The 22872-nt window shown below is 33.5% G+C and carries 21 protein-coding genes and 1 tRNA gene; 6 read left to right on the forward strand and 16 right to left on the reverse strand.

Annotation, left to right across the window (positions count from 1 at the left end):
• Window positions 1-333, reverse strand: coding sequence for a multidrug efflux SMR transporter (locus EQ921_RS10395; RefSeq protein ID WP_128331598.1), 333 nt, complete (start codon window positions 331-333; stop codon window positions 1-3).
• Window positions 334-336: 3 nt separating this feature from the next.
• Window positions 337-1362, reverse strand: coding sequence for a Holliday junction branch migration DNA helicase RuvB (ruvB, locus tag EQ921_RS10400; RefSeq protein WP_128149500.1), 1026 nt, complete (start codon window positions 1360-1362; stop codon window positions 337-339).
• Window positions 1363-1758: 396 nt separating this feature from the next.
• Between ruvB and EQ921_RS10405 the strand changes: the two genes are divergently transcribed.
• From EQ921_RS10405 to EQ921_RS10420, 4 genes are read left to right on the forward strand one after another with little or no spacing between them, the layout of a single operon-like run.
• Entirely contained in the window at window positions 1759-3333 is a 1575-nt protein-coding gene (locus EQ921_RS10405; RefSeq protein ID WP_255424476.1) for an L-lactate permease, read from the forward strand.
• A gap of 16 nt (window positions 3334-3349) precedes the next feature.
• Window positions 3350-4090, forward strand: coding sequence for a (Fe-S)-binding protein (locus EQ921_RS10410; RefSeq protein WP_128331599.1), 741 nt, complete (start codon window positions 3350-3352; stop codon window positions 4088-4090).
• Window positions 4084-5472 carry a lactate utilization protein B gene (locus EQ921_RS10415; protein WP_128149502.1) on the forward strand — a complete coding sequence of 463 codons (1389 nt, stop codon included), beginning with the start codon at window positions 4084-4086 and terminating at the stop codon, window positions 5470-5472. The genes EQ921_RS10410 and EQ921_RS10415 overlap by 7 nt, the downstream gene beginning before the upstream one ends.
• Window positions 5462-6040: an LUD domain-containing protein gene (locus tag EQ921_RS10420; protein ID WP_128331600.1), complete on the forward strand. Its 579-nt coding sequence runs from the start codon at window positions 5462-5464 to the stop codon at window positions 6038-6040. The genes EQ921_RS10415 and EQ921_RS10420 overlap by 11 nt, the downstream gene beginning before the upstream one ends.
• A gap of 341 nt (window positions 6041-6381) precedes the next feature.
• Here the strand turns inward: EQ921_RS10420 and EQ921_RS10425 are convergent, their stop codons facing one another.
• From EQ921_RS10425 to nuoE, 12 genes are all read right to left on the reverse strand, one after another.
• Window positions 6382-8124 (reverse strand): hypothetical protein, encoded by a 1743-nt coding sequence (locus EQ921_RS10425; protein WP_128331601.1) that lies wholly within the window; start codon window positions 8122-8124, stop codon window positions 6382-6384.
• A gap of 283 nt (window positions 8125-8407) precedes the next feature.
• Window positions 8408-9388 carry a hypothetical protein gene (locus EQ921_RS10430; RefSeq protein WP_128149505.1) on the reverse strand — a complete coding sequence of 327 codons (981 nt, stop codon included), beginning with the start codon at window positions 9386-9388 and terminating at the stop codon, window positions 8408-8410.
• Between the two features lie 659 nt (window positions 9389-10047).
• Window positions 10048-11526 (reverse strand): NuoM family protein, encoded by a 1479-nt coding sequence (locus EQ921_RS10435; RefSeq protein ID WP_128331602.1) that lies wholly within the window; start codon window positions 11524-11526, stop codon window positions 10048-10050.
• Between the two features lie 31 nt (window positions 11527-11557).
• Complete coding sequence (gene nuoL / locus EQ921_RS10440; protein ID WP_128331603.1) at window positions 11558-13453, reverse strand: NADH-quinone oxidoreductase subunit L; 1896 nt, start codon at window positions 13451-13453, stop codon at window positions 11558-11560.
• A gap of 3 nt (window positions 13454-13456) precedes the next feature.
• Window positions 13457-13780, reverse strand: coding sequence for an NADH-quinone oxidoreductase subunit NuoK (gene nuoK, locus EQ921_RS10445; RefSeq protein ID WP_128149511.1), 324 nt, complete (start codon window positions 13778-13780; stop codon window positions 13457-13459).
• A 36-nt stretch (window positions 13781-13816) separates the two neighbouring features.
• On the reverse strand, window positions 13817-14311 hold the full coding sequence (locus tag EQ921_RS10450; RefSeq protein WP_128149513.1) for an NADH-quinone oxidoreductase subunit J: 495 nt from the start codon (window positions 14309-14311) through the stop codon (window positions 13817-13819).
• Between the two features lie 4 nt (window positions 14312-14315).
• Complete coding sequence (locus tag EQ921_RS10455; RefSeq protein WP_128153280.1) at window positions 14316-14813, reverse strand: NADH-quinone oxidoreductase subunit I; 498 nt, start codon at window positions 14811-14813, stop codon at window positions 14316-14318.
• A gap of 76 nt (window positions 14814-14889) precedes the next feature.
• Complete coding sequence (gene nuoH, locus EQ921_RS10460) at window positions 14890-15936, reverse strand: NADH-quinone oxidoreductase subunit NuoH (protein ID WP_128149515.1); 1047 nt, start codon at window positions 15934-15936, stop codon at window positions 14890-14892.
• 6 nt (window positions 15937-15942) lie between these two features.
• Window positions 15943-16935, reverse strand: a complete 993-nt coding sequence (locus EQ921_RS10465; RefSeq protein WP_128149517.1) for a 2Fe-2S iron-sulfur cluster-binding protein — start codon at window positions 16933-16935, stop codon at window positions 15943-15945.
• Between the two features lie 18 nt (window positions 16936-16953).
• On the reverse strand, window positions 16954-17781 hold the full coding sequence (locus EQ921_RS10470) for a hypothetical protein (RefSeq protein WP_128331604.1): 828 nt from the start codon (window positions 17779-17781) through the stop codon (window positions 16954-16956).
• Window positions 17768-19099, reverse strand: a complete 1332-nt coding sequence (gene nuoF, locus EQ921_RS10475) for an NADH-quinone oxidoreductase subunit NuoF (RefSeq protein ID WP_128149521.1) — start codon at window positions 19097-19099, stop codon at window positions 17768-17770. Before nuoF ends, EQ921_RS10470 begins: the two co-directional genes overlap by 14 nt.
• A gap of 23 nt (window positions 19100-19122) precedes the next feature.
• Window positions 19123-19653 (reverse strand): NAD(P)H-dependent oxidoreductase subunit E, encoded by a 531-nt coding sequence (nuoE, locus tag EQ921_RS10480; RefSeq protein WP_128149523.1) that lies wholly within the window; start codon window positions 19651-19653, stop codon window positions 19123-19125.
• A 619-nt stretch (window positions 19654-20272) separates the two neighbouring features.
• Here nuoE and EQ921_RS10485 point away from each other — a divergent pair.
• Together EQ921_RS10485 and EQ921_RS10490 are read left to right on the forward strand one after the other, a co-directional pair.
• Window positions 20273-20357, forward strand: a tRNA-Leu gene (locus tag EQ921_RS10485).
• Window positions 20358-20852: 495 nt separating this feature from the next.
• Complete coding sequence (locus tag EQ921_RS10490; RefSeq protein WP_128331605.1) at window positions 20853-21389, forward strand: RNA polymerase sigma factor; 537 nt, start codon at window positions 20853-20855, stop codon at window positions 21387-21389.
• Window positions 21390-21417: 28 nt separating this feature from the next.
• On the opposite strand, the gene EQ921_RS10495 is transcribed toward EQ921_RS10490, so the two are convergent.
• Together EQ921_RS10495 and EQ921_RS10500 are read right to left on the reverse strand one after the other, a co-directional pair.
• A complete protein-coding gene (locus EQ921_RS10495; protein WP_128331606.1) occupies window positions 21418-21753 on the reverse strand; it encodes a carboxymuconolactone decarboxylase family protein in 336 nt (111 codons plus the stop codon).
• A gap of 775 nt (window positions 21754-22528) precedes the next feature.
• The gene (locus EQ921_RS10500; RefSeq protein ID WP_128149528.1) at window positions 22529-22786 is read right to left on the reverse strand and encodes a hypothetical protein; all 258 of its coding nucleotides are present in this window, start codon (window positions 22784-22786) and stop codon (window positions 22529-22531) included.
• Between the last annotated feature and the right edge of the window lie 86 nt (window positions 22787-22872).

Below are 22872 nucleotides of genomic sequence, written 5' to 3' on the forward strand. Positions count from 1 at the left end.
TCAGTGCCCTGCTGTTTTAGAAAACAAATTGATGATAAGAACACCTATAATTATAAAAATTATTCCAATAACCGCTGGAAGATCTAATTTTTGTTTATATAAAAAATACCCTGCAAAACTGATTAAAACTATTCCAATTCCCGACCATATTGCATAGGCTATTCCTAATGGAATCGTCCGAATTGCTTTTGTCAGAAAATACAAGGCAGAGAAGAATAAAGCAAAAAAAACAAGAGTAGGTTTCCACTTGGTAAATTCTTCTGTTTTAGGCAGGGTGGATGTAGCAACTACCTCAAAGCAAATAGCAAATAATAAAAAGATATAGGATTTCATATATTAAAAAAGTTCGGATTGATTGCCCAGTGTTTTAATTTTCCCTAAATGTATATACGCTTTTTCTGTAGCTTCTCTTCCCCTTGGAGTACGCATAAGATACCCTTCCTGTATTAAAAAGGGTTCGTATACTTCTTCCAGTGTTCCCGGATTTTCACCCACTGCTGTTGCTATGGTGGTAAGCCCCACAGGTCCTCCTTTAAATTTGTCTATTATGGAACTTAAAATTTTATTATCCATCTCATCTAAACCGTGTTTATCCACTTTTAAAGCTTCTAGCCCTATTTCTGCGATTTTAACATCTATGTTACCGGTTCCTTTAATTTGAGCAAAGTCTCTGATTCTCCTGAGCAGCGCATTAGCGATCCGGGGGGTTCCCCTGCTGCGGGAAGCAATTTCTATGGCAGCCTGTTGCTCTATAGGCATGCTCATAATCCTTGAACTTCTTTCAACAATTGTACTTAGAAGCTCAGTGTGATAATATTCAAATCTGAAGTTAATTCCAAAACGTGCCCGTAAAGGAGCTGTCAACAATCCGGATCGGGTTGTTGCACCAATCAACGTAAAAGGATTCAGGTTAATTTGGACTGATCGTGCATTCGGTCCACTTTCAATCATGATATCAATACGATAATCTTCCATCGCAGAATATAAATATTCTTCTACTATAGGCGACAATCGGTGTATTTCATCAATGAACAAAACATCATTTTCCTCTAACCCTGTAAGAAGGCCTGCTAAATCTCCCGGCTTATCAAGCACAGGACCTGAGGTGATTTTTATACCTACTCCTAATTCGTTTGCTATGATGTTAGCCAATGTTGTTTTTCCTAATCCCGGGGGGCCATGTAATAAAACATGGTCTAAGGATTCACCCCTAAGCTTTGCTGCTTTAACAAAAATCTCAAGATTATCCATAATATGTTCCTGCCCTGCAAATTCATGAAAATTTTTGGGACGAACCTGTTCTTCCTGAGCTATTTCTTCTCGGGTATATTTATTTTTATCGGGATCTAATAAATCAGACATTTTGTAAAATTAATACATCTTTGGGTATCAAAAAAATAATATCTTTCAAAAATGAATACTCATTTATTTCTATATAATTGAAATATATTTATTATTTTTATAATCACCTCACATCGTTGTCAGACAAGTCCCATATTAACCATCTCAACTAAAATAATTACATATCATAAGACTTATTTATTATTTAGAATGATTATTAATACACATTTGCTAAAATTAATAGCAAAATGAAAAAGGACTTTTAACTCTTTTTAATTATTAATACTTTAAGTCTATTTATGTTTAGATATTTATCATAAACTATTATCTTTAAAATTGTTTAAAAAATTAAGATACAATAAGTTATAAATATTTTAAAAAGTATTGATTATTTTAATATATTTAAAAACAAAAATAATGAATATTTACTCTATTCTACTTGCTCAATCTCTTGGAGAAATGTTTACATGGGGAGAATTATTACTTGCAGCAACCCCGGTTTTTTTACTGATACTTTTTTTAGGTATTTTAAAAATGGCAGGAGAAAAAAGTGCTCTGTTAACTTTAATAGTCACATTGATCATCGCATTATTTGCTTTTCATCTACCTGTTAAAGATACAGGGATTTCCGTTTTATATGGTATCGTTAAAGCCATATTCCCCATACTTATCATTATACTAATGGCTATATTCAGTTATAATGTTCAAGTTTATACTACGAAAATGGAAATTATTAAAGAACAATTTTCATCTATTTCTACTGATAAATGTATACAGGTACTTCTTCTGACCTGGGGATTTGGTGGACTATTGGAAGGAATGGCCGGCTTTGGTACCGCTGTGGCAATACCGGCAGCAATTCTTATAAGTTTAGGTTTTAAACCTGTTTTTTCTGCTGTAGTTAGTTTAATATCTAATAGTGTGGCTACAGGATTTGGTGCTGTAGGTACTCCGGTTATTGTACTCGCCAGAGAAGTGGGACTATCTGAAAATATACAAAGCATAAGTTCAGATTTAGTTATACAACTTTCTGTATTAATGTTTTTAATTCCTTTTATTATTGTAACTCTTACGGACCGAAGCCTTAAAGCTTTACCTAAAAACATAATACTCAGCATATTGGTGGGTGGCATTTCACTTGCCGTTCAATATTATTCAGCCTTATATATTGGAGCAGAAACTCCTGCTATTTTAGGTAGCATAGCGTCTATAATCACAATTGTTCTGTTTGGTAAAATAATTTCCCGCAAAAGCAAAGATTCTGAAGCTTCTAATCAAAAATCGTTTTCATTAACTGATGTTTTACAAGCCTGGAGCGTATATGGATTAATACTGTTTTTAGTAATTTTAACCAGTCCGTTATTACCTATAAAGGATCTACTTAAAAGTAATTTTGATTTTTTTCAAACCAATTTTAATTTTAAAATTTTAGATACTGAAAAAACCGTGGGTATTTTTTGGTTAACCGATACGGGAATTTTAATATTTTTAGGCTCTATTATTGGCGGCCTCATACAGGGAGCTCAACTTAAAGAGCTATTTAAACTTTTAGGAAAAACTACTATTCAACTACGCAAAACTGTTATCACTGTTTCCTGCTTAATTGCTTTATCAACTCTAATGGATGTCTCCGGAATGATTGGAGTGTTGGGTATCGCTTTAGCAACCACCACCGGTACTTTATACCCCCTATTCGCTCCTTTAATCGGATGTATAGGAACTTTTTTAACGGGAAGCGATACTTCTTCGAATATTTTATTCGGAAAGCTACAAGCTACTGTTGCAGATAGAATCGGTGCCGATAAAGGATGGCTGGCAGCGGCCAACACAGCCGGAGCAACAGGAGGAAAGATTATTTCACCTCAAAGTATCGCTGTAGCCACCACAGCCTGCGGGCAACAGGGGCAGGAAGGTATCATTATGAAAAAAGCCATTATTTATGCTTTAATCTACATTGTAGTAGCCGGCATCATTGTTTATCTGGGAAAATAAATTACAAATTAATAAAATGAAAATAGGATTATTTATTCCGTGTTATGTTAATACCGTTTATCCTGAAGTGGCTATAGCTAGTTATAAATTACTCACTCACTTTGGTTTAGACGTGGATTATCCTGTAGATCAGACCTGCTGTGGTCAACCCATGGCTAATGCTGGTTTTGAAAATAAAGCGCTTCCTTTAGCTAACCGCTTTAATTCAATGTTTGAGACTTTTGATTATGTCGTTGCTCCTTCGGGAAGTTGTGTGGGTTTTGTTAAAGATTCTTACCCAAAAATTCTGGAAAAAGAAGGTTGCCTGAGTGAAGTGAGCAGCAAAGTATACGATATTTGTGAATTTCTGCACGATATACTTAAAATCAATAAATTACCGGGTCGTTTTCAACATAAAGTAAGCTTACATAACAGCTGCCACGGACTAAGAGAATTAAAACTTGGCTCGGCCAGTGAGCTAAACATTCCTTCTTTTTCTAAAGTAAAAGACTTGCTTGGATTAATTGAAGGAGTAGAAGTAGTTGAACCGGCAAAAGTTGATGAATGCTGTGGGTTTGGTGGAATGTTTTCCATAGAGGAACCGGCTGTATCTATCTGTATGGGACAAGATAAGATTAAAAATCATATAAACACCGGTGCCGAATTCATTACTGGTCCGGACAGTTCTTGTCTTATGCATATGGGAGGGATTATAGAAAAACAAAACCTTCCGATTAAAACCATTCATGTAGTTCAAATTTTATCCGCAGGATTATGAGTACTCAACATTCTATAGCAGCTGAAAAATTTCAGGAAGATAAAAAACAGGCTTCCTGGCATAATGAAACCTTGTGGTTTGTAAGAGAGAAAAGAGATCGTATGTCTAAAAGTTTACCGGAATGGGAAGAGCTTCGTACTATTGCCGAGAAAATAAAGCTTCATAGTGTAAGCAATCTAGACATTTATCTCGAGGAATTTTCTAAAAATGCTGAAGCCAATGGCGTGATTGTCCATTGGGCAAAGGATGCAAAAGAACATAATGATATTGTCTATGATATTTTAAGCAAACACAAGGTTAAAAAATTAGTAAAGAGTAAATCTATGCTTACAGAAGAGTGCCATTTAAATCCATATCTTATTGATAAAGGCATTGATGTTATTGAAAGCGACCTGGGCGAAAGAATACTCCAACTTAATCATACTGCACCCTCACATATTGTTATGCCTGCCATTCATATGACCCGGCAGGAAGTGGGTGAGTTATTTGAAGAAAAACTGCATACTGAAAAAGGAAATAGTGACCCTACCTATCTTACGCGGGCAGCAAGAGCTTCTCTAAGGAATGATTTTCTTACAGCTGATGCAGGAATGACGGGGGTAAACTTTGCTGTGGCTTCTACCGGTGAAATCGTTGTTTGCACTAATGAGGGTAATGCGGATATGGGGACTTCACTTCCCGATCTGCATATTGCCGTTATGGGCATGGAAAAGGTCATTCCTGATCATGAAGCTTTAAGCGTTTACACCCGATTACTCGCTCGTTCTGCAACCGGACAACCGGTTACTACGTATACTTCTCATTTTAAAAAACCAAAAAAAGGTGGAGAAATGCATGTAATTATTGTTGACAATGGAAGAAGTGAAATTTTAACAAATAATGAGCATATAAAGTCTTTAAACTGTATCCGTTGTGGTGCTTGCATGAATACCTGCCCTGTATACCGTAGAAGCGGTGGATACTCTTACACCTATTTTATTCCAGGTCCTATAGGAATTAATCTAGGTATGCTAAAAGATCCTCATAAATATACGGATAATGTTTCTGCCTGTTCGCTGTGTTATTCCTGTAATAATGTTTGTCCTGTAAAAATTGACCTTGCCGATCAAATTTATGAATGGAGGCAGAATCTTGATTCTTTGGGCGCTGCCAGTTCTTCAAAAAAAATGATTTCTTTGGGGATGCAATTTTTATTTACCCATCCGACCTTGTTTAATACGAGTTTAAAATTTACGTCTTTAATTAATTGGGTTCCCCGATCGATGGCGTTTGGCTTAAAAGAATGGGAAGAGGGACGCAGTTTACCCAAATTTGCTAAGGAAAGTTTTACAAGTATGTGGAAAAAAGGTAAAATTAAAACTATAAAAAAAGATGAGCAGTAAGGAATATATACTTCAGAATATTAAAAGAAATATTAAGACACGACTGGACAAACCTAAAATGGATGTTCTGGGTATTCAGTTTGATAATTTACTTTTACAATTTGTTGATATTTGTAAAGCTGTGGGTGGAGATGCCAGAATTCTTGAAAAACAGGATGATGTAAATAGATTAATTAAAGAATTGTATCCGCAAGCTCAATCTATAGGTTCAAACCTGCCTGAAATTACAATCAGCACTTTTAATCCGGATGATTTGGATGATCCTCATCTACTTAACGGAACGGATTTAGCTATTATTAAGGGAGAGGTTGGAGTTGCAGAAAACGGATGTATTTGGATTCCGCAGAACGTAGTTCACAAAGCTTTATATTTTATCAGTGAATATCTGGTTATTATTTTAGATAGAACCAAGCTGGTTAATAATATGCATGAAGCCTATCGGACTATTGAATCGAATGATTCCGGATTTGGCATTTTTATTTCAGGCCCTTCTAAAACAGCTGATATTGAGCAAGCTTTGGTAGTGGGTGCTCATGGTCCTAAAGGGCTTACTGTCATTTTAATATAAAGATTTTATTTACAAAAAATCACTGATACTATACTAATCAGTGATTTTTTGTAATGATTTTAATTTTAGATATTAGTTCTGCTATATCATATATATTTAAAAAGTAGCTGGTGAGATTTTTTGGATAATTGTTTCTTAGCAGATAGTTACTATCTAAACGATTGTATCTTCCAATCGATTTGTTTTTCATTTTATGATACCTACAAATCTGCAAAATAGATTTCCCTGTTCGATTGGCCTGTAAATTAAAGACTGCCAGAATAAATCTGACAGCCTTCGTTAGATCAATCATATACCAAACTATGCAACAGTTTATGTCATTTTGAAAAATAATTTTTGTTTTACTTTGTATTGATACCATTAAATTCTGCCTGATTCAAAGCCCAAGCCATCATATTAGCAAACAGCGCTGAATTGTAAACTGTTCCTGTATTTACTCCACTCCCCCAGTTTACTCGCGGAATCGGCTTCAGGTTTACGTCAATAGCAAAAGGATAAGTTGTCGCTGCAGCAGCGCCACAGCCATCTCCCGTACAACCGGAAGGATTTGCAAGAAAACCTCCTTCTCCATTCCAAATAAAGTTTAGATTCGGATCCCTGAAAAATGACAGATATCCTGCTCTGTTTGTATTACCTGTACTATATGAAATAACATAAGACGGTATTCCTTTAACAACACGTGTATCTCCTACGTCACCCCCCCAATATTTTCCTCTCAGATCACCAAACGGGCCGTTCGCTATGTCATCCTGCATACTTGCAATCGGATATACCCATCGATAGGGATCATCGATAAGACTGGTACTTATATTTGTATCTCCATATAATGCTTTCAGGAACGATTCGTCTGTACTATTCTGAGACATTATCATTAAGACTCCATTATTGTTCACATAATTTACCACAGCAGAAATGAACTGAGAGCTAAGTCCTGCATTCCAATCAAAATAATATCCGATTAATACTATATCCGGTTTCGCACTTATAGCATCAATCATTAATTGATTAGGCACGCCTACAATTACCTGTGAATTAAATCCTTCAGCTTTAACCGTACTGGTTTCCGTTTGTCCGAAATTAACCGGAGCCATAATCATCTTATATGCTCCAGAACCGGGTTGTGCTATGTAACCGGGCGTTGAGTTTACTGAGCCTATATGCAATATATTCTTTTTAGGTATTACTACCACTACGGTAATTTGACAGGTACTTTCTCCTAAGGATGAAGTTGCCGTAAGAGTGAGTGTTTTATTTGATACTGAAGTTGGAGTACCATATCCGTAGATGGTCACAGTTTGTGCTCCTACAGCAGTTATTTCTCCGGAACCTTCAAAATAAATTCCATCTACAGTATTGGATTTTATATTCCAGGAACCCGTAGATGTCGCATTCAGAGAAATTGTTACAAAATGAGTTCCTCCGGCCCCATCTAATGAAGTTCCTTGTTTATATACTCCATTGACTACCGAATTTTTGCAGCTTATCGAATAATTAGAATAAGAACTATTTACTTTTACGGAAGGAGTACAAACCGTTGTGTCCTCTACTCCGTTAATGGAAATTGTTACTGCATCAACCTGAGCTTTAAGAGGGGTTCCCTGACCTTCTAGTTTAATAGTATTTTGTCCTGCTGTCAGAAAAGTGCCGGAACCATAAAAACTGTATCCATTCTTTGTTATTCCTGAAATAGAATATGAACCTGGCTTTGTTACGTTCAAAGTTAAGTAAATACGGTTGGAATCAGTTAGTTCAAGTCCTTCTACAAATGTACCTGCTACTTTATAGCTTACACAGCTTAACTGGGCTTTACCCAAAGCACCACAAATACTTGCCCATTTATTTTCTATTAAATTCCAATAATTGAAACAATCTTCGGAGGTATTATAAATCATTAATGCTTGCTGAGCATCTTCAGGTTTAATTTTATCTCTTTGAACTTCTGTCATTCTTGGAATTAATATTCCTTTGTCCACTGAAGTAATGTCTAAAATAGATTTTGTATCTGGTATATCAGTACCTATCCCCACCTGTGCATTTATTGCATGTGTAAGAGCAATTGTTAAAATAAGAGCTAATTTTTTCATTTTAAATAAAGTTGAATTTCAATTTATATAGATAATGTTTTATAGTAATGGTCGTTCTACCATTTGAGCGGACAAAAATATAACAGACATGAAATTCTAAAATAAAAATGAACCATTTAAACCTTCACACAACTACATACAAATGCACTCAAAAATAACACTCAAAAACACTCACTTTAATAAATTACTGATTATTAAATATTTAAAACGTGTTATGTTGAGAATTCAAAATTTCTTAAAGAGGTAAAAAAATTATATTACTGAAAATTAGTATACATATTAATTATATTCTGCTATCTATATCAAAATCTAAAATCCAGGCATTTAATTCTTTTCCTGTAGCAAAATTCAATTTTTTACGTATTCTGTATTTTCTAGCTTCCACAGCTCTTATTGAAATGTATTTATACGTAGCTATTTCTTTAATGGAAAAACCTAGTTTAGTGTAGGCACAAAATTCCAATTCTGCAACTGATAAGTCCGGATCCAGTTTTAATAAACCCGAAAAAAATGAAGGATATACTTCAGAAAAGGTTGAAAAAAAAGAAGAATCATTATTAATTGCTAACTGTATTAATTTTTGTTTTGAGTTTATAACTCCTTTTTCAGATAGCAACAATAGCTGTTTTTTTTGTTCTTCTAATTGAAGCTCTTTTTGAAAAGTTTCCTCATATAGTTTATGTATAATATAATTTTTCTTTATAATGAAGACTAAATCAACAATAACAATCATTCCACTGATAGATGCTGATATAAAGGTGGTATTTCTTTTTATTGAATGGGTTAATTCATCATTAATAAACCAAGAATATTCGGTTACAATATTAATTAAAATTGACATTAAGACAAGTAAAACAATAATTATCATGTATATATAATCAGTCTTGAAATCAAAAATAAATGGAAGTGCCAATATTAATGGAAAATAATAAAAATAAATTCCGGATTCATTATTTGAATAAGATTCATAAAAAAAAATAACCCATATGAGTAATAGAAAAACTGAAAAAACCAGAAAACGAAAACTTTTTAATTTTACAGGTATAAAAAGCGCTATCAAAAAAAACATTGATAAATACATTAAAACATTTCCCGAATACATATCTTTAATGTATAAGAAATTATGCAATGCATGAATAAAAAAAACCAAAAAGACAATAAATATATATTGATTTAATAATCTAACACGATAAACAATTTTTTCATCTTCTTCATGTTCTATTCCTATATCCGAGATATTATCCCATATTTTTTGTAAATTCATAAAATATAGACTTATAATTTATAAAAATGCAAAGTTACAATTTTTAGATCTAATACTAAAAAAACAAAGAAAGTCAACAAATAATTATTACGCTATTAATAATGCTCTTAAATTATTAATTTTTTATAAATTTCAATAATTATAAAATAAAATTATCCTAAGGTAGTAAATGCCTAGTTTCTAATACTGTTATATTTATTATAGAAAAAAATATATATTCAACTTTTAGGCAACGTTTAAAAAAATGAATTAGTAAATTATTATAGCTATAATTTTTTGTACGCCTATCTGACCTGAAAAATTTATGAAAGTTAATGACTTGATCTTGTTAAAATATAAAATCAGAAATAGTTTTAAATATCTTAAGATCATACTCGTTAGAAAACATATCTTTCAGTCAATAATTATATTTATAATTACATACCTGATTATTTAGATTAAAAAATATAAACACTATTTTTTTAATTTTCCGACAGATACCAATGCATGTATAAAGATAATTTAAGATTTTTATATCTTACTAGTATTTCCTATTCAATAAACTCTCTTACTATCTAGATTATTAGAGATTATACCCACTTTCTTTATTCTCGTATAAAATTAAAAACGGAAACAGTGTACACTGTTTCCGTTTTTATTATTTTTATTTATTTAAATATTTATTTAATTAATAAGCTTAATACCTGAGTAGCCGTTTCTGTAGATAAAGTAAGCAAAGGCTGTGGATAAACTCCCATAACTAAGATTAAAATTGCAACTACTATAAGCCCAATTTTAGGTTGTAAAGCGATATCTTTTTGTTTACTCAAAAATTCTTCATCCCCTGTACCAAACATAGACATACCATACATTTTAGTGGTATATACGGCGCATAAAATCAATGTTAAACCAGCTATAACAGCTCCTGCAATTGACAAATTAAAAATTCCTTTTAGAAGTAAAAATTCTCCGATGAAGGCATTTGTTAATGGAACTGCCATAGTACCAAGAGAGATAATCATAAATAAAACTGCGAAAAAAGGAGCTTTTGTAGCCAGTCCTCCCATCTTAGTAAGATCTCTGGTTCCAAATCTTTTAATTAATATATCAGCAGCATAAAAAAGCCCGACAACATTTATTCCGTGAGCAAGCATCTGAATGGAAGCTCCTTCTATTCCTGCCAGATTTGAACCTTTATTTAAAGCTATAATCGCACTTGAGAAAATACCCGCAGCAATTAAGCCTACGTGGGCCATAGACGAAAATGCTATCAATCTTTTTATGTCTGTCTGTACTACAGCAATTAATGAAGCATATACTATTCCTATAATAGATAATACCAATGCAATGATACCTGAAGAACCAGCAACAGCCTCGGGAGCTAAAGGTAGTAACAACTTAAGAATTCCGAAAACACCCATTTTTAGCATGATTCCTGACAAAAGCATAGATCCTTGTGTAGGTGCCATGGAGTAGGTATCTGCCTGCCATGTATGAAAAGGAAAAATTGGTAATTTTATTGCAAAGGCTAAAAATAACATCCAAAAGATAAATATCTGAGATTCTGGTGATAAATTTGCCTGATATAATTTAGCCAGATCGAATGATCCTGCTTGTAAATAGGCATATATTAAGGCTACAAGCATAAATAGCGATCCAAAAAAAGTATATATAAAGAACTTTAAGTTTATTTTTAACCTGTTTTCTCCTGTGCCAAACATTCCACATATAAACCAGATAGGAATAAGTGCTACTTCCCAAAATATATAGAATAACAATCCGTCCATAGATGTAAAGATTCCAATCAGACCAAATTGCATAAATAATATCAGAGCATAAAAAACTGAGGGTCTTTCATCATTTAAGCCTGAATAAATTATAATAGGTACCAAAATATTGGTTAATAAAACCATTAAGATTCCTAAGCTATCGACACCGAAATGGATGTTTGACAGCATTGGTAGTACTGAGGCTGGCTGTTCCAATAATAACTGACAGGCTTCTGTATCATTTATATTAAACTTATGCCAAAGGAAAATTGTGAGCAGTAACTGCACCAATGACACAGCTAATGCTATATATTTTGAAAATGTGCCTTTCAAGGCAAATAATAATCCTGATCCGATTATCGGTAAGAGTAGAATTGCTAAAACTAACATTATATGTGTTTACTTTATTTTTACTTTATTATTAACTTAAATATCCAGCTACTAAGAGTAGTATAAAAATACCCAAAGACATTGCTAAAACGTAATATTCTACATTTCCGTTTTGAACCATTCTTAGCAAACTACCGCATCCCTGAACTGCACGGGCTGTACCTTCTACAATTCCATTGATTATATATTTATCAACTATATTTTTGAAAAATCTTCCTAATGCCAATACCGGATTAACTATAACTTCGTTGTAAAGTTCGTTTACGTAAGCTGCTTTTGCTGAAGCTTTTTCCCATCCGGTCATGTTTTCCACAATGACAGGCTGGGCTTTTTTCACTACATATTTGTTATATACCAATGCAGCTACAAGTGCAATTACCAATAAAGTTACTGCCAGCAATATCATTTCGGTAGAGAATGGTGGCTCTTCATGTGCGTGAATACCTACGTATATAGGTTGTAACCAATGAGCCAGTTTTTGGGAAATATTTTCACCTAAATAGTGAGGTAGATTAAGAGCTCCGCCGAAAACGGTTAATATAGCTAAAATTATTAAAGGAATTGTCATTACAGAAGGACTTTCATGTACATGTTTTTTCTGTTCTTCGGTTCCCCTGAAATCTCCGAAAAAGGTTAAAAACAATAAGCGGAACATGTATATACAGGTTAGTGCTGCTGAAAAGAGAGTTAACCCCCAAACTAATTTATCTTTTTGCCAAATGGCTACTAAAATTTCATCTTTAGAAAACATACCCGCTAATGGAGGTACACCGCAAATAGCCAGAGTAGCAATTAAAAATGTCCAGTAGGTAACCGGAATTTTCTTTTTTAAACCGCCCATATATCTCATGTCCTGTTCACCACCCATCGCATGTATAACGCTTCCTGCTCCGAGGAATAGAAGCGCTTTGAAAAAAGCATGTGTAGTTACGTGAAACAAAGCGGTAGTGTAGGCTCCTGCGCCTAAGGCGACAAACATTAAACCTAACTGTGATACTGTTGAGTATGCTAATACTTTCTTTATATCGTTTTGACGTAATCCTATAAATGCAGCCAGTATAGAGGTTGCCAATCCAATATACATAATAAAATCCAATGTAAACGGAGCCAGGCTGTATATAGCATTGGAACGTATAACCAAATAAATACCTGCGGTAACCATTGTAGCCGCATGTATTAACGCTGAAACGGGTGTAGGACCTGCCATCGCATCAGGTAACCAAGTGTATAAAGGTATCTGAGCTGATTTCCCCATAGCCCCTATAAACAAAAAGAGTGTTGCCACTATAAGAACGGTATCATTGGATTTAAACATACCTGCTTTTGCAGCAATATCGGTAAATTCAACACTTCCAAAATAATATGCCAGCATAAATATTCCTATCAGTAACCCTAAGTCACCAATTCTATTCATAACAAAAGCTTTTCTTGCAGCGTACCCATATTCTTTATTTTTAAACCAGAATCCGATTAAAAGATATGAACAAAATCCTACCCCTTCCCATCCTATGAAAAGGATCAAAAAATTACTTCCCATAATTAGCAAAAGCATGGAAAATATGAAAAGATTCAGGTAGGCAAAAAATTTATAAAAACCTTTATCGTCATGCATATACCCAATTGAATACAAATGTATCAGTGAGCCTATTCCGGTAACAATCATCATCATTACTAAAGATAATTGATCTATCTGAAAGGAAAAATTAACTTTAAAATTATCCACGGCAAACCAGGTAAATGCTTCTGCTTTAATTGGAGCCGGGCCTGTAAAGTTAATAAATAGATATACGGATAAGAAGAAAGGTACCCAAACCATCAGATTTGCAATAGCTCCTACTATGTTTTTAGGTAATTTACTTCCAAAAATTCCGCAAATTGCGAACCCTAGTAAGGGTAAGATTGGTATTAAATATATTATGTTTTCCATTATTTATCCCTTTAATCTATTAAATAAACTTACATCTACTGAACGTGTATTTCTGTACAGCATGGTTATAATTGCCAAACCTACTGCAACTTCAGCTGCAGCAACAACCATGATAAAAAATACTAAAATTTGTCCGTCTGCATCTCCTTTATATGCGGAAAATGCAGCTAATAATAAATTAACAGAGTTTAACATAAGTTCCACACAACCTAAAATAATGATTGCGTTTCTTCTTACCAGTACTCCTGTTACTCCTATACAAAAGAGTAATGTAGATAAATAAATAAAATAATCTATCGGTATGCTTTGTAATAAACTGTTTACCATTTCTTTTGTTTATTTCAAGAAATTAAATTTGTATTGTTATAAGTCTCTTTTTCCTATCATTACGGCTCCTACGAGAGCTGATAAAAACAGTATCCCTGCTAACTCAAAAGGTAATACGTACTCACTGAAAAGCAGGTATCCCAAATTTTTAGTTAACCCTATCTGACTGTCCGGTGAAACCGGAAGGTCTATAGATTGAAACCCTCTTAATGCTCCTATGAAACCGATAAAAACAAGTCCTCCCGAGATAACTGCCAAAATTTGAAAGCCACTTCCTTTTAAAGGTTCATCTTTTTGCTTGAGGTTCAGCATCATTAATACGTATAGAAATAATACCATGATGGCTCCTGAATATACTATAATCTGAACAGCACTAAGAAACTGTGCATTTAACATGATGTATAAACCGGAAATGGAGAAAAAAGTAACAATCAAAGATATGATACTGTACATGGGGCTTTTACTGAAAACTACAAAGAACGCACTGATAATAGCGCATGCAGATACTATATAAAACAAAATTTCCTCCATATTTCTATTTTTCTACTGTATAACTTTTTATTTGTCGTTGAGATACGTCTATTCTATTTTCCAAAGTTTCGACTAAGAGATCTTTCCCGTAAACGAAATTATTTCTTTTAGGCTCCGGCATCACAATTCTATCAGTAAGGAAAATAGCTTCTTTTGGACAAGCGTCTTCACAAAGTCCGCAAAATATACATCTTAACATGTTAATTTCATATTTTTCGGCATATTTTTCTTCTCTGTACAGGTTTTCTTCTCCTCGTTTTCTTTCTGCGGCAATCATAGTTATAGCTTCTGCTGGACAGGCTACTGCACATAAACCGCAGGCTGTACATCTTTCTCTACCTTGGTCGTCTCTTTTTAGTACGTGCTGGCCTCTATATACAGGGCTAAATTCTCTTTTCTTTTCGGGGTAAGCTATAGTAACTGGTTTCTTAAAGAAATGTTTTAAAGTTATCTTCATTCCACCAAGGATGGCAGGAAGATATGCTTTTTCTTTTAAGCTCATTTCTTTGTTTGAAACTACTTTTGATCTATTGGTTAATCGTTGCATAAATTATGTATAACTGATTATACTTTTATTATTACGTAAATACTACTACCGTAGCGGTTATTAATAAATTAAGAATGGCTAACGGTATCATTATTCTCCATCCAAGTCTCATTAACTGGTCGTATCTGAATCTAGGAAGAGTCCATCTTACCCACATAAAACAGAATACGCAGAATACTATTTTAAGAAGAAAAGCAAGGATACTGATTATTCCAATCCAGTTTTCACCTAAACCGTTCTCCACAAGTTTATTCATATAAGGGAAGCTGTAGCCACCAAAGAACAAAGTACTAATTAATGCTGAGTTAATAAACATATTGATGTACTCAGCGAATAGAAATGTTCCAAATTTCATGGAGCTGTATTCGGTATGATATCCTCCAACCAATTCAGACTCGCATTCTGCCAAATCAAAAGGGGCACGGTTTAATTCAGCAAATGAACAGGTGACAAATAAAATAAATGCTAAAGGCTGGTAAAATACATTCCAAGCCATACCATTAAGAAATGAAATTCCATATAAATTGGTTGCCTGTTCTTCTACCATAACCCGTAAATCAAGAGTTCCGGACATCATAATAATAGATAAGAGAGATAATCCCATAGCTAATTCATACGAAATCATTTGTGATGAAGCTCTTATGGCTCCTAAGAGCGAATATTTATTATTGGAAGACCATCCTCCCAACATTATCCCATAAACTCCTATGGAAACAATTCCCATTATGTAAAGTACTCCGACATCTATGCTGGCAACCTGTACGGGATAAGAAACTCCTGCTATAAAGAGGGATTTTCCCCAAGGGATTACTGCACCGGTACTTAATGCTATTAACATTAGTATACCCGGTGATATTATAAACAGCCACTTTTCTGCATTTCTAGGAACAAAGTCTTCTTTAAAAAATAATTTTCCTCCGTCGCAAAGGGGTTGTAATAAACCGAATTTACCGGCTCTGCTTGGTCCAAACCTGTCTTGCATAAGTGCTGCCACTTTCCTTTCCATCCAGGTTTCATAAGCTGCTCCTCCAAGGCATATTATAAAGAGAATTACCACTAATGATACTGTAAACCACATATTATTTTATTCTATCGTTTTTGTTTTATTTTGTTTTGTTAAATAGTGAGGATCGTTTTTAGGCAATGGTAATTCATAATGATTTAACGATATTACCGAATGATCGCTGATATGGGTAGGTCCTTCTATGTTCCAATATTTGCGTTCTTTTCTTTCGAATCTGCAATCGTTACAAATGAATTCTTCTACTTCATTGTACTGATCTTTTCTGGCAGTTACTCTCAATATTTCATCTCCTTTCATCCAAAGAACTGCTTTTCCGCTACATTTTTCGCATTTACAGGTAGCATTAACCGGCTCTGTAAACCATACTCTGCTTTTAAATCTTGAAGTTCTGTCTGTAAGTGCTCCTACGGGACAAACATCTATTACGTTTCCTGAAAAATCGTTGGTTATGGCTTTGTTCAGATACGTACTAATTTCTGCATGATCTCCTCTGAAAAGTATTCCGTGATTTCTTTGATTGGTAAGCTGATTGGCTACTAAGACACATCTCGCGCAAAGAATGCAACGGTTCATGTTTAATTTTATATAAGGGCCGATATCATCAGGCTGAAATGTTCTTCTTGGAAATTCAGAACGGGTTCTTTCTAAACCGTGTTCGTAGGCTAAATCCTGTAATTTACATTCTCCTGCCTGATCGCAAACAGGACAATCGAGCGGGTGATTGATTAATAAAAATTCGGTTATTCCCTGAACTGCCTGTACAACTCTTTCTGAAGTAATTACTTTTACTTCCATTCCATCCATAACATTGGTTCTGCAAGAAGGAACCAGTTTAGGCATAGGGCGCGGATCTTTTTCTGATCCTTTTGATACTTCCACTAAACAGGTACGGCAACGTCCTCCGCTCCCTTCCAGTTTACTGTAATAACACATTGTCGGAGGCACAGAGGCTCCTCCTATCTGACGAGCAGCGTCTACAATAGTAATTCCGGGAGCTACTTCTACTGTTACTCCATCTATTGTTACTTTTATTTTACTTACTTCTTCACTCATTTTCTTTATAATACTACATTAGAAATGCCAGCTTACTCCAAAGGTATAATTCCACTGAAGGTATAATATGTTTTGTGATGCTTTATCTGATTTATCTGAACTGGTTCTTATATCTGGAAGGCCTATAAATCCTTCTTTCAATTCTGTTCTAAGAAAAAATATTTTCCAAAAAAGGAGCTCTGCACCAACTTTAGCGTCTACTCCATAGCCTGCGAGATGAAACTTGTCGTGTCTGTCTTTGTCCATCAGGGTAGCATTGGTTTTTGGTATTACAGCTCCTATTCCTGCTCCTGCAATTCCATTTAGCTTGAAAAAGCCAGCTTTAATGAAATTATGATAATACTCCAATTCTACATTGAGGTAATTTAATCCGTCGGTATGCTCCAGATGCAGAAATTCATCGGTAAGGTAGGTAGATTCTCCTTCCACAATCTGGTTTTCATAGCCGGGGCGTTCTATACTTCCGGTGGCTTTGACCCATTGTCCGGGTCTGACCACATATTTCATGTGATCCATACCCAAAGAGATAGCCCAGTTATCTTTAAAGAAATATCCTATTCTATAGTTTACCTGAGGGATTGTAATTCTTCCCGGGTTTAAAAAGTCATTAAAATTCCAGCCGATTGGCTTATCGTCTCCTTTGACTCCATGAAGGGTAAAGTTATAATCATTTCCTGTGAAATGTACGGAAGATCTACCGTAATAGGCTCTGTTCCAACCCCAATAGGCGTAGAACTCGCCTTTTTTGTGGGCATTTTTTTTGTCTGTTTGTCCGTACACCCATGTTAATGATGAACTTAACAGAAAAAGTAATAAACTGTTTACTAATTTTTTATACTTGTGCATAGTCTGCTATTCCATAGTTTCTTGTTAAGCACTCTGGATTGTTAATATGCCATTCAAATTCATCTCTAAAGTGACGAATGGCTGCTGCCACCGGCCAAGATGCCGCGTCTCCAAGCGGACATATGGTATTTCCTTCAATTTTTCTTTGTACGTCCCAAAGAAGATCTATGTCTTCGTAAGTACCTCTGCCTTCTTCAATTTTTTTCAAAATTTTGTAAAGCCATCCGGTACCTTCCCGACAAGGTGTACATTGCCCACAGCTTTCGTGGTTGTAAAAGCGTGCTAATGTCATGGTATGCCGTACTACACACTGATCTTCATCCAGCACAATGAATCCACCGGAGCCTAACATGGTTCCTGTTTCAAATCCACCGACAGATAAACTTTCATAGTTCATTAAACGAGGTTCGCCTTCTGCCGTTTTTAATAATAGTCTTGCGGGTACAATAGGTACTGAAGACCCTCCCGGAATACATGCTTTGAGTTTTTTACCATTAGGTATTCCTCCGCAATATTCTTCACTATATATAAATTCTTCAACACTCAGGTTAAAGTCTATTTCGTATACTCCTGGTTTATTTAAGTTACCACAGGCAGAAATTAACTTGGTTCCTGTGGATCTTCCTACTCCTAACTTAGCGTATTCAGCTCCTGTAATTTCTATTATTGATGGAATAGAGGCTACGGTTTCTACATTATTTACCACTGTTGGACACTGGTATAATCCTTTTACTGCCGGAAACGGAGGTTTTAATCTTGGATTTCCTCTTTTTCCTTCCAATGATTCTAACAAGGCTGTTTCTTCTCCGCATACATAAGCCCCGGCTCCTCTTTGTACATAAATTTCAAGATCATATCCTGTATTTTTTATGTTTTTACCAAGAAAACCGTTCGCTTTAGCTTCTTCAATTGCTTTTTCCAATATATCAGGAATCCATGAGTATTCCCCTCTTATATATATATAGGATGTATTGGCCCCTAAACAATAAGATGAAATCAAAATCCCTTCTATAAGTATATGTGGAATATACTCCATAAGATAGCGGTCTTTGAATGTTCCGGGTTCTGACTCGTCTGCATTGACTACTAAGTAACGAGGTATTCCTTCCGGTTTAGCTAAGAAACTCCATTTCATACCTGTAGGAAACCCTGCTCCTCCTCTTCCTCGTAAGCCACTGGTCTTGACTTCTTCCAAAATTTCATCCGGAGACATTTTCAAGGCTTTTTCCGCACTTACATATCCTCCATGTTTTCTGTAAACCTCAAATGTTTTGATGCCTTCTACTTTGCTATTTTTAAGTAATAACTTATTGCTCATTGGTGTAAGCTGTCTATTTTTTTCTAATCAATTGCTATGTTTCCCGCTCTGCAGAGATCTATAATCTCATTTATTTTTTCTTTGGTAAGGTGTTCGTGATAGAACTTACCTATCTGCATCATAGGTGCATATCCGCATGCTCCTAAACATTCAGCGGGCTTCAGGGTAAATAAACCATCTTGTGTGGTTTCACCTTCTTTTATTTGTAGTTTTTCTTTGATATACTCAATGATTTGATCACTTCCATTTAACATACATGGTCCGGTTCTGCAAACTTCTAACACATATTTGCCTACCGGCTGCATATTAAACATGGTATAAAAAGTTGCAACTTCATATACTTCTATAGGTGTAATGGATAAGAGAGATGCTACATAATCCATTACGGGAACATCTAACCAACCATCAAATTCTTTTTGTGCCAAATGCAATACAGGAATAAGAGCAGATTTCTGCTTCCCTTCCGGATATCTGGCTATGATCTTATTTACCTTCGTTAAGGTTTCTTCACTAAAAACCACTACATTATTAGATTTTACGCTGTTTGCGTCCATTTTATGTTTTTGTGTTAGAGTGCAAATATACAATAATGGATCTTAGTTAAAAAAATTAAATCTGACTTTTACCCTGTTCTGACGCTATCTAGAATTGTTTTAAATAAGAAAATCCTCAATTATTTTTCTTTTAACCTAAGATTCAAAAAAATAGAAGTTCTTAAATATATATTTGTATCTGGATTGTTTTTATCTCAATAAGATAAATTTAAACCATAACCTTATATCTCCATTCTTTAACTATAACTTTAAATAAGATTTACCCTACATCTTAAGAAATGCTCTTACATAAGTAAAGATATTTATCGTTTTTCCCATCAACCTTTCTTTACTAAGTTCTCCTACTTCCAATTTATAAATTAGCTTATATTTCATTATTATTCTATTTAAGATAAAAGAAGTATCTGATTGTTTCCCATTTTTTAATACATCTTGTTTTTAAAGAAACTTTTTTTAACTGCAACTCCTACGATAAGTTTCACTTTAGTCAGTATACATCTTATTTATAAATATTTACGCAAACACCTCCTGAATATTTATTTTTTTTACTATATTTTTTACTCCAAATATTTTTTGATTTAGAAAATAAGTGTATATTTGCAGTCCAAAACCAAGACACGCGGATGTGGTGGAACTGGTAGACACGCTAGACTTAGGATCTAGTGCCGTGAGGCGTGGGGGTTCGATTCCCTTCATCCGTACCAGAAGAAAAAGCAATTAACTTTCAATCAGTTAGTTGCTTTTTTGATTTAATTACATTTATTTTAGCATCCAATTATTTTAAATTCAATAACCTCTGAAACTTATGCTGACTCCAAAATATTTATTTATAAGTAACTGCTTATTTTTACCAAGGCTGCAGCATCTTTATTTATATAAATGAATATGTTTATCACACCTTTTTATGTAGGCAAATTCTCTTGATAGTATTCGTACTATATTTACAAAACCATTAATAATAATTAGCTCCTATTGTTACGTTTAGTTAGTTCTTAACGTTCACTATAGAAATACATTAATTTTATTTAACTGATTTTTAAGCATTTAAAAGATAGTTAACTTTTTGTTTATAAAATATGTCTTTGAATATTCTAAATTTAATTAAAAACTTATAAATAAATTTAAAATGCAATATGGGTGATAATTTTAAATTTATGGTATGAACTATCTTGAAATAGAATTATACTTTTTATTAAAACATGGATCAAGAAATCATTACTAATATAAGAGCCGGTAAAAGTTACTTGCCGAAATCATTTTACAATAAAAATTTCTCTGCTGTAGCACGTTATATTATGAGAAACAACGGAAATATAGAAGATGCTCAGGATGTCTTTCATGAGTCTTTCCTAGTTCTCATTCAAAAAATCAGAAATCCGGATTTTATACTTACTTCTACTTTATCTACTTTTCTTTTTGCTATTGCCAAAAATATTTGGTTAAAACGTTTAAGAGACAATCATTTTTTTCGAAAAGAATCATTTGATGATAAACATAGTATTGAGTTTTTTCCTGAAGCAAGTAACAATCTAACTAAGGAGAATAAGGTATTGCTATGGTTGAGCCAAATCTCTAATCATTGTCAAAAATTACTTAGAGCTATTTTCTTTTATAATCAACCTATTGAAAAGTTAATGACAAAAATGGGATGGAAGAATAAACATAGTGCTTCTAATCAAAAATATAAGTGTATTCAACAATTAAAAAAAGCTAAACGTAAAGTTGAAGATGAATAATACAAATTATTCATCTTCTTAGTGAGGTCTATTTATCTATGTTTTTAAAAAATTTCATTGATAAAAGTCCATATCCCATAGCTGCTCCGGAGCGTAGAGCTGCCGTAATCGTAATAGTTTCCGTTAATTCTTGCTGACTTATACCCATTTCTACTGCTTTATTCGTGTGAACTTCTATACAATAGGGACATTGTGTTGTTAATGCTACTGCTATAGATATTAGCTCTTTGTATTTTGAGGGTATCGCAGATTCTACATTATGAATCTCTTCATCAAAATTCAACCAAGCTTCTACTTGTTTAGGGGAGCCTTTAATAATGTCGTTCGTAAATTGTTTGTCTGACGGTTCTGAATATTGTTTCATGTTGATTTTACTTTAATGTTATGTATATATACCATTAAAGCTTTTTAATCACCTTAAAAAAGAGTTTATAATATTTTCATACACAAAAAACAAATAATACTTCTTTAGGCTTTTCTTAGCATCATACTCACTTTTACTCGTAATATAATTATTTTTGTTATATCTGATATTTTTATATTGCACCATACTACATAAAAATTTCTTCTATAAGCGCTAAATCCTACCTCCTGGCTTTAAATATAAATTTGACATTTATAGTGGTTATATAAATAAAATGAATATTAAACAATAAATGTAAATTACTTAAAGTAAAAGAACTCATCTAAAAAATTATGCTGATTATCTAAATAAATTGAATAATACCCGATTATCCTAGTGCTTAAATTAATATTAATCTTAATGTGGATAGATGGTGTGGTAATTATAGTATGATAAATAACTTTGCTAATCTGAATTACTTCGTATGTTAAATCTCCAGGGGTTGCTTGATAAAAGGATAATAACTCTTCCTGCACAGATTCTTCGTGTAAAATTAGTTCTAAATAAATTTTACTGATATTAAATAACTCTCTTTTATCTTGTTCATTAATCATATTTAATTTAATATTTAACCAAGTGCATTTTTTAAAATGCTAATGATCTGGGTGTTATATTGACGAAAATTATTTTTTTTAAACTGTAAATATTAAATATGGAATAAATAAAATATAAAAAGATATTGATATTCACTTATTAAAAATAATATTATTTATACTAATGCAAGATTAATTATCAATTAGCTTTTGAAAATATTTCCAAATTGCTCTTCTTTATTCCAGCTCTTGGGTTTTTCTTTCGAATTGAACCATTCAAAACCCTCATTCATCCATTTATCCCTATATTCATTGATTGATTCTACCGTATAATCTTCGTTTCCAAATTCTACTCCACAACAGGGACAAATTTCATATGTAGGGCTATCACCATTTTCACCCCACGGAAAATCTTCTATATACAATCCACAAACTTTACAATTATGATTAATACTACTCATTTCAATATAAACTTCACATATAAACTAAGAATTCAAACTAAAACTCTAGTGCTATTACTTTTGCAACACTTATAACTATTTCGGAT

Source organism: Apibacter sp. HY039 (assembly GCF_004023655.1).
GTDB classification, from domain to species: domain Bacteria; phylum Bacteroidota; class Bacteroidia; order Flavobacteriales; family Weeksellaceae; genus Apibacter; species Apibacter raozihei.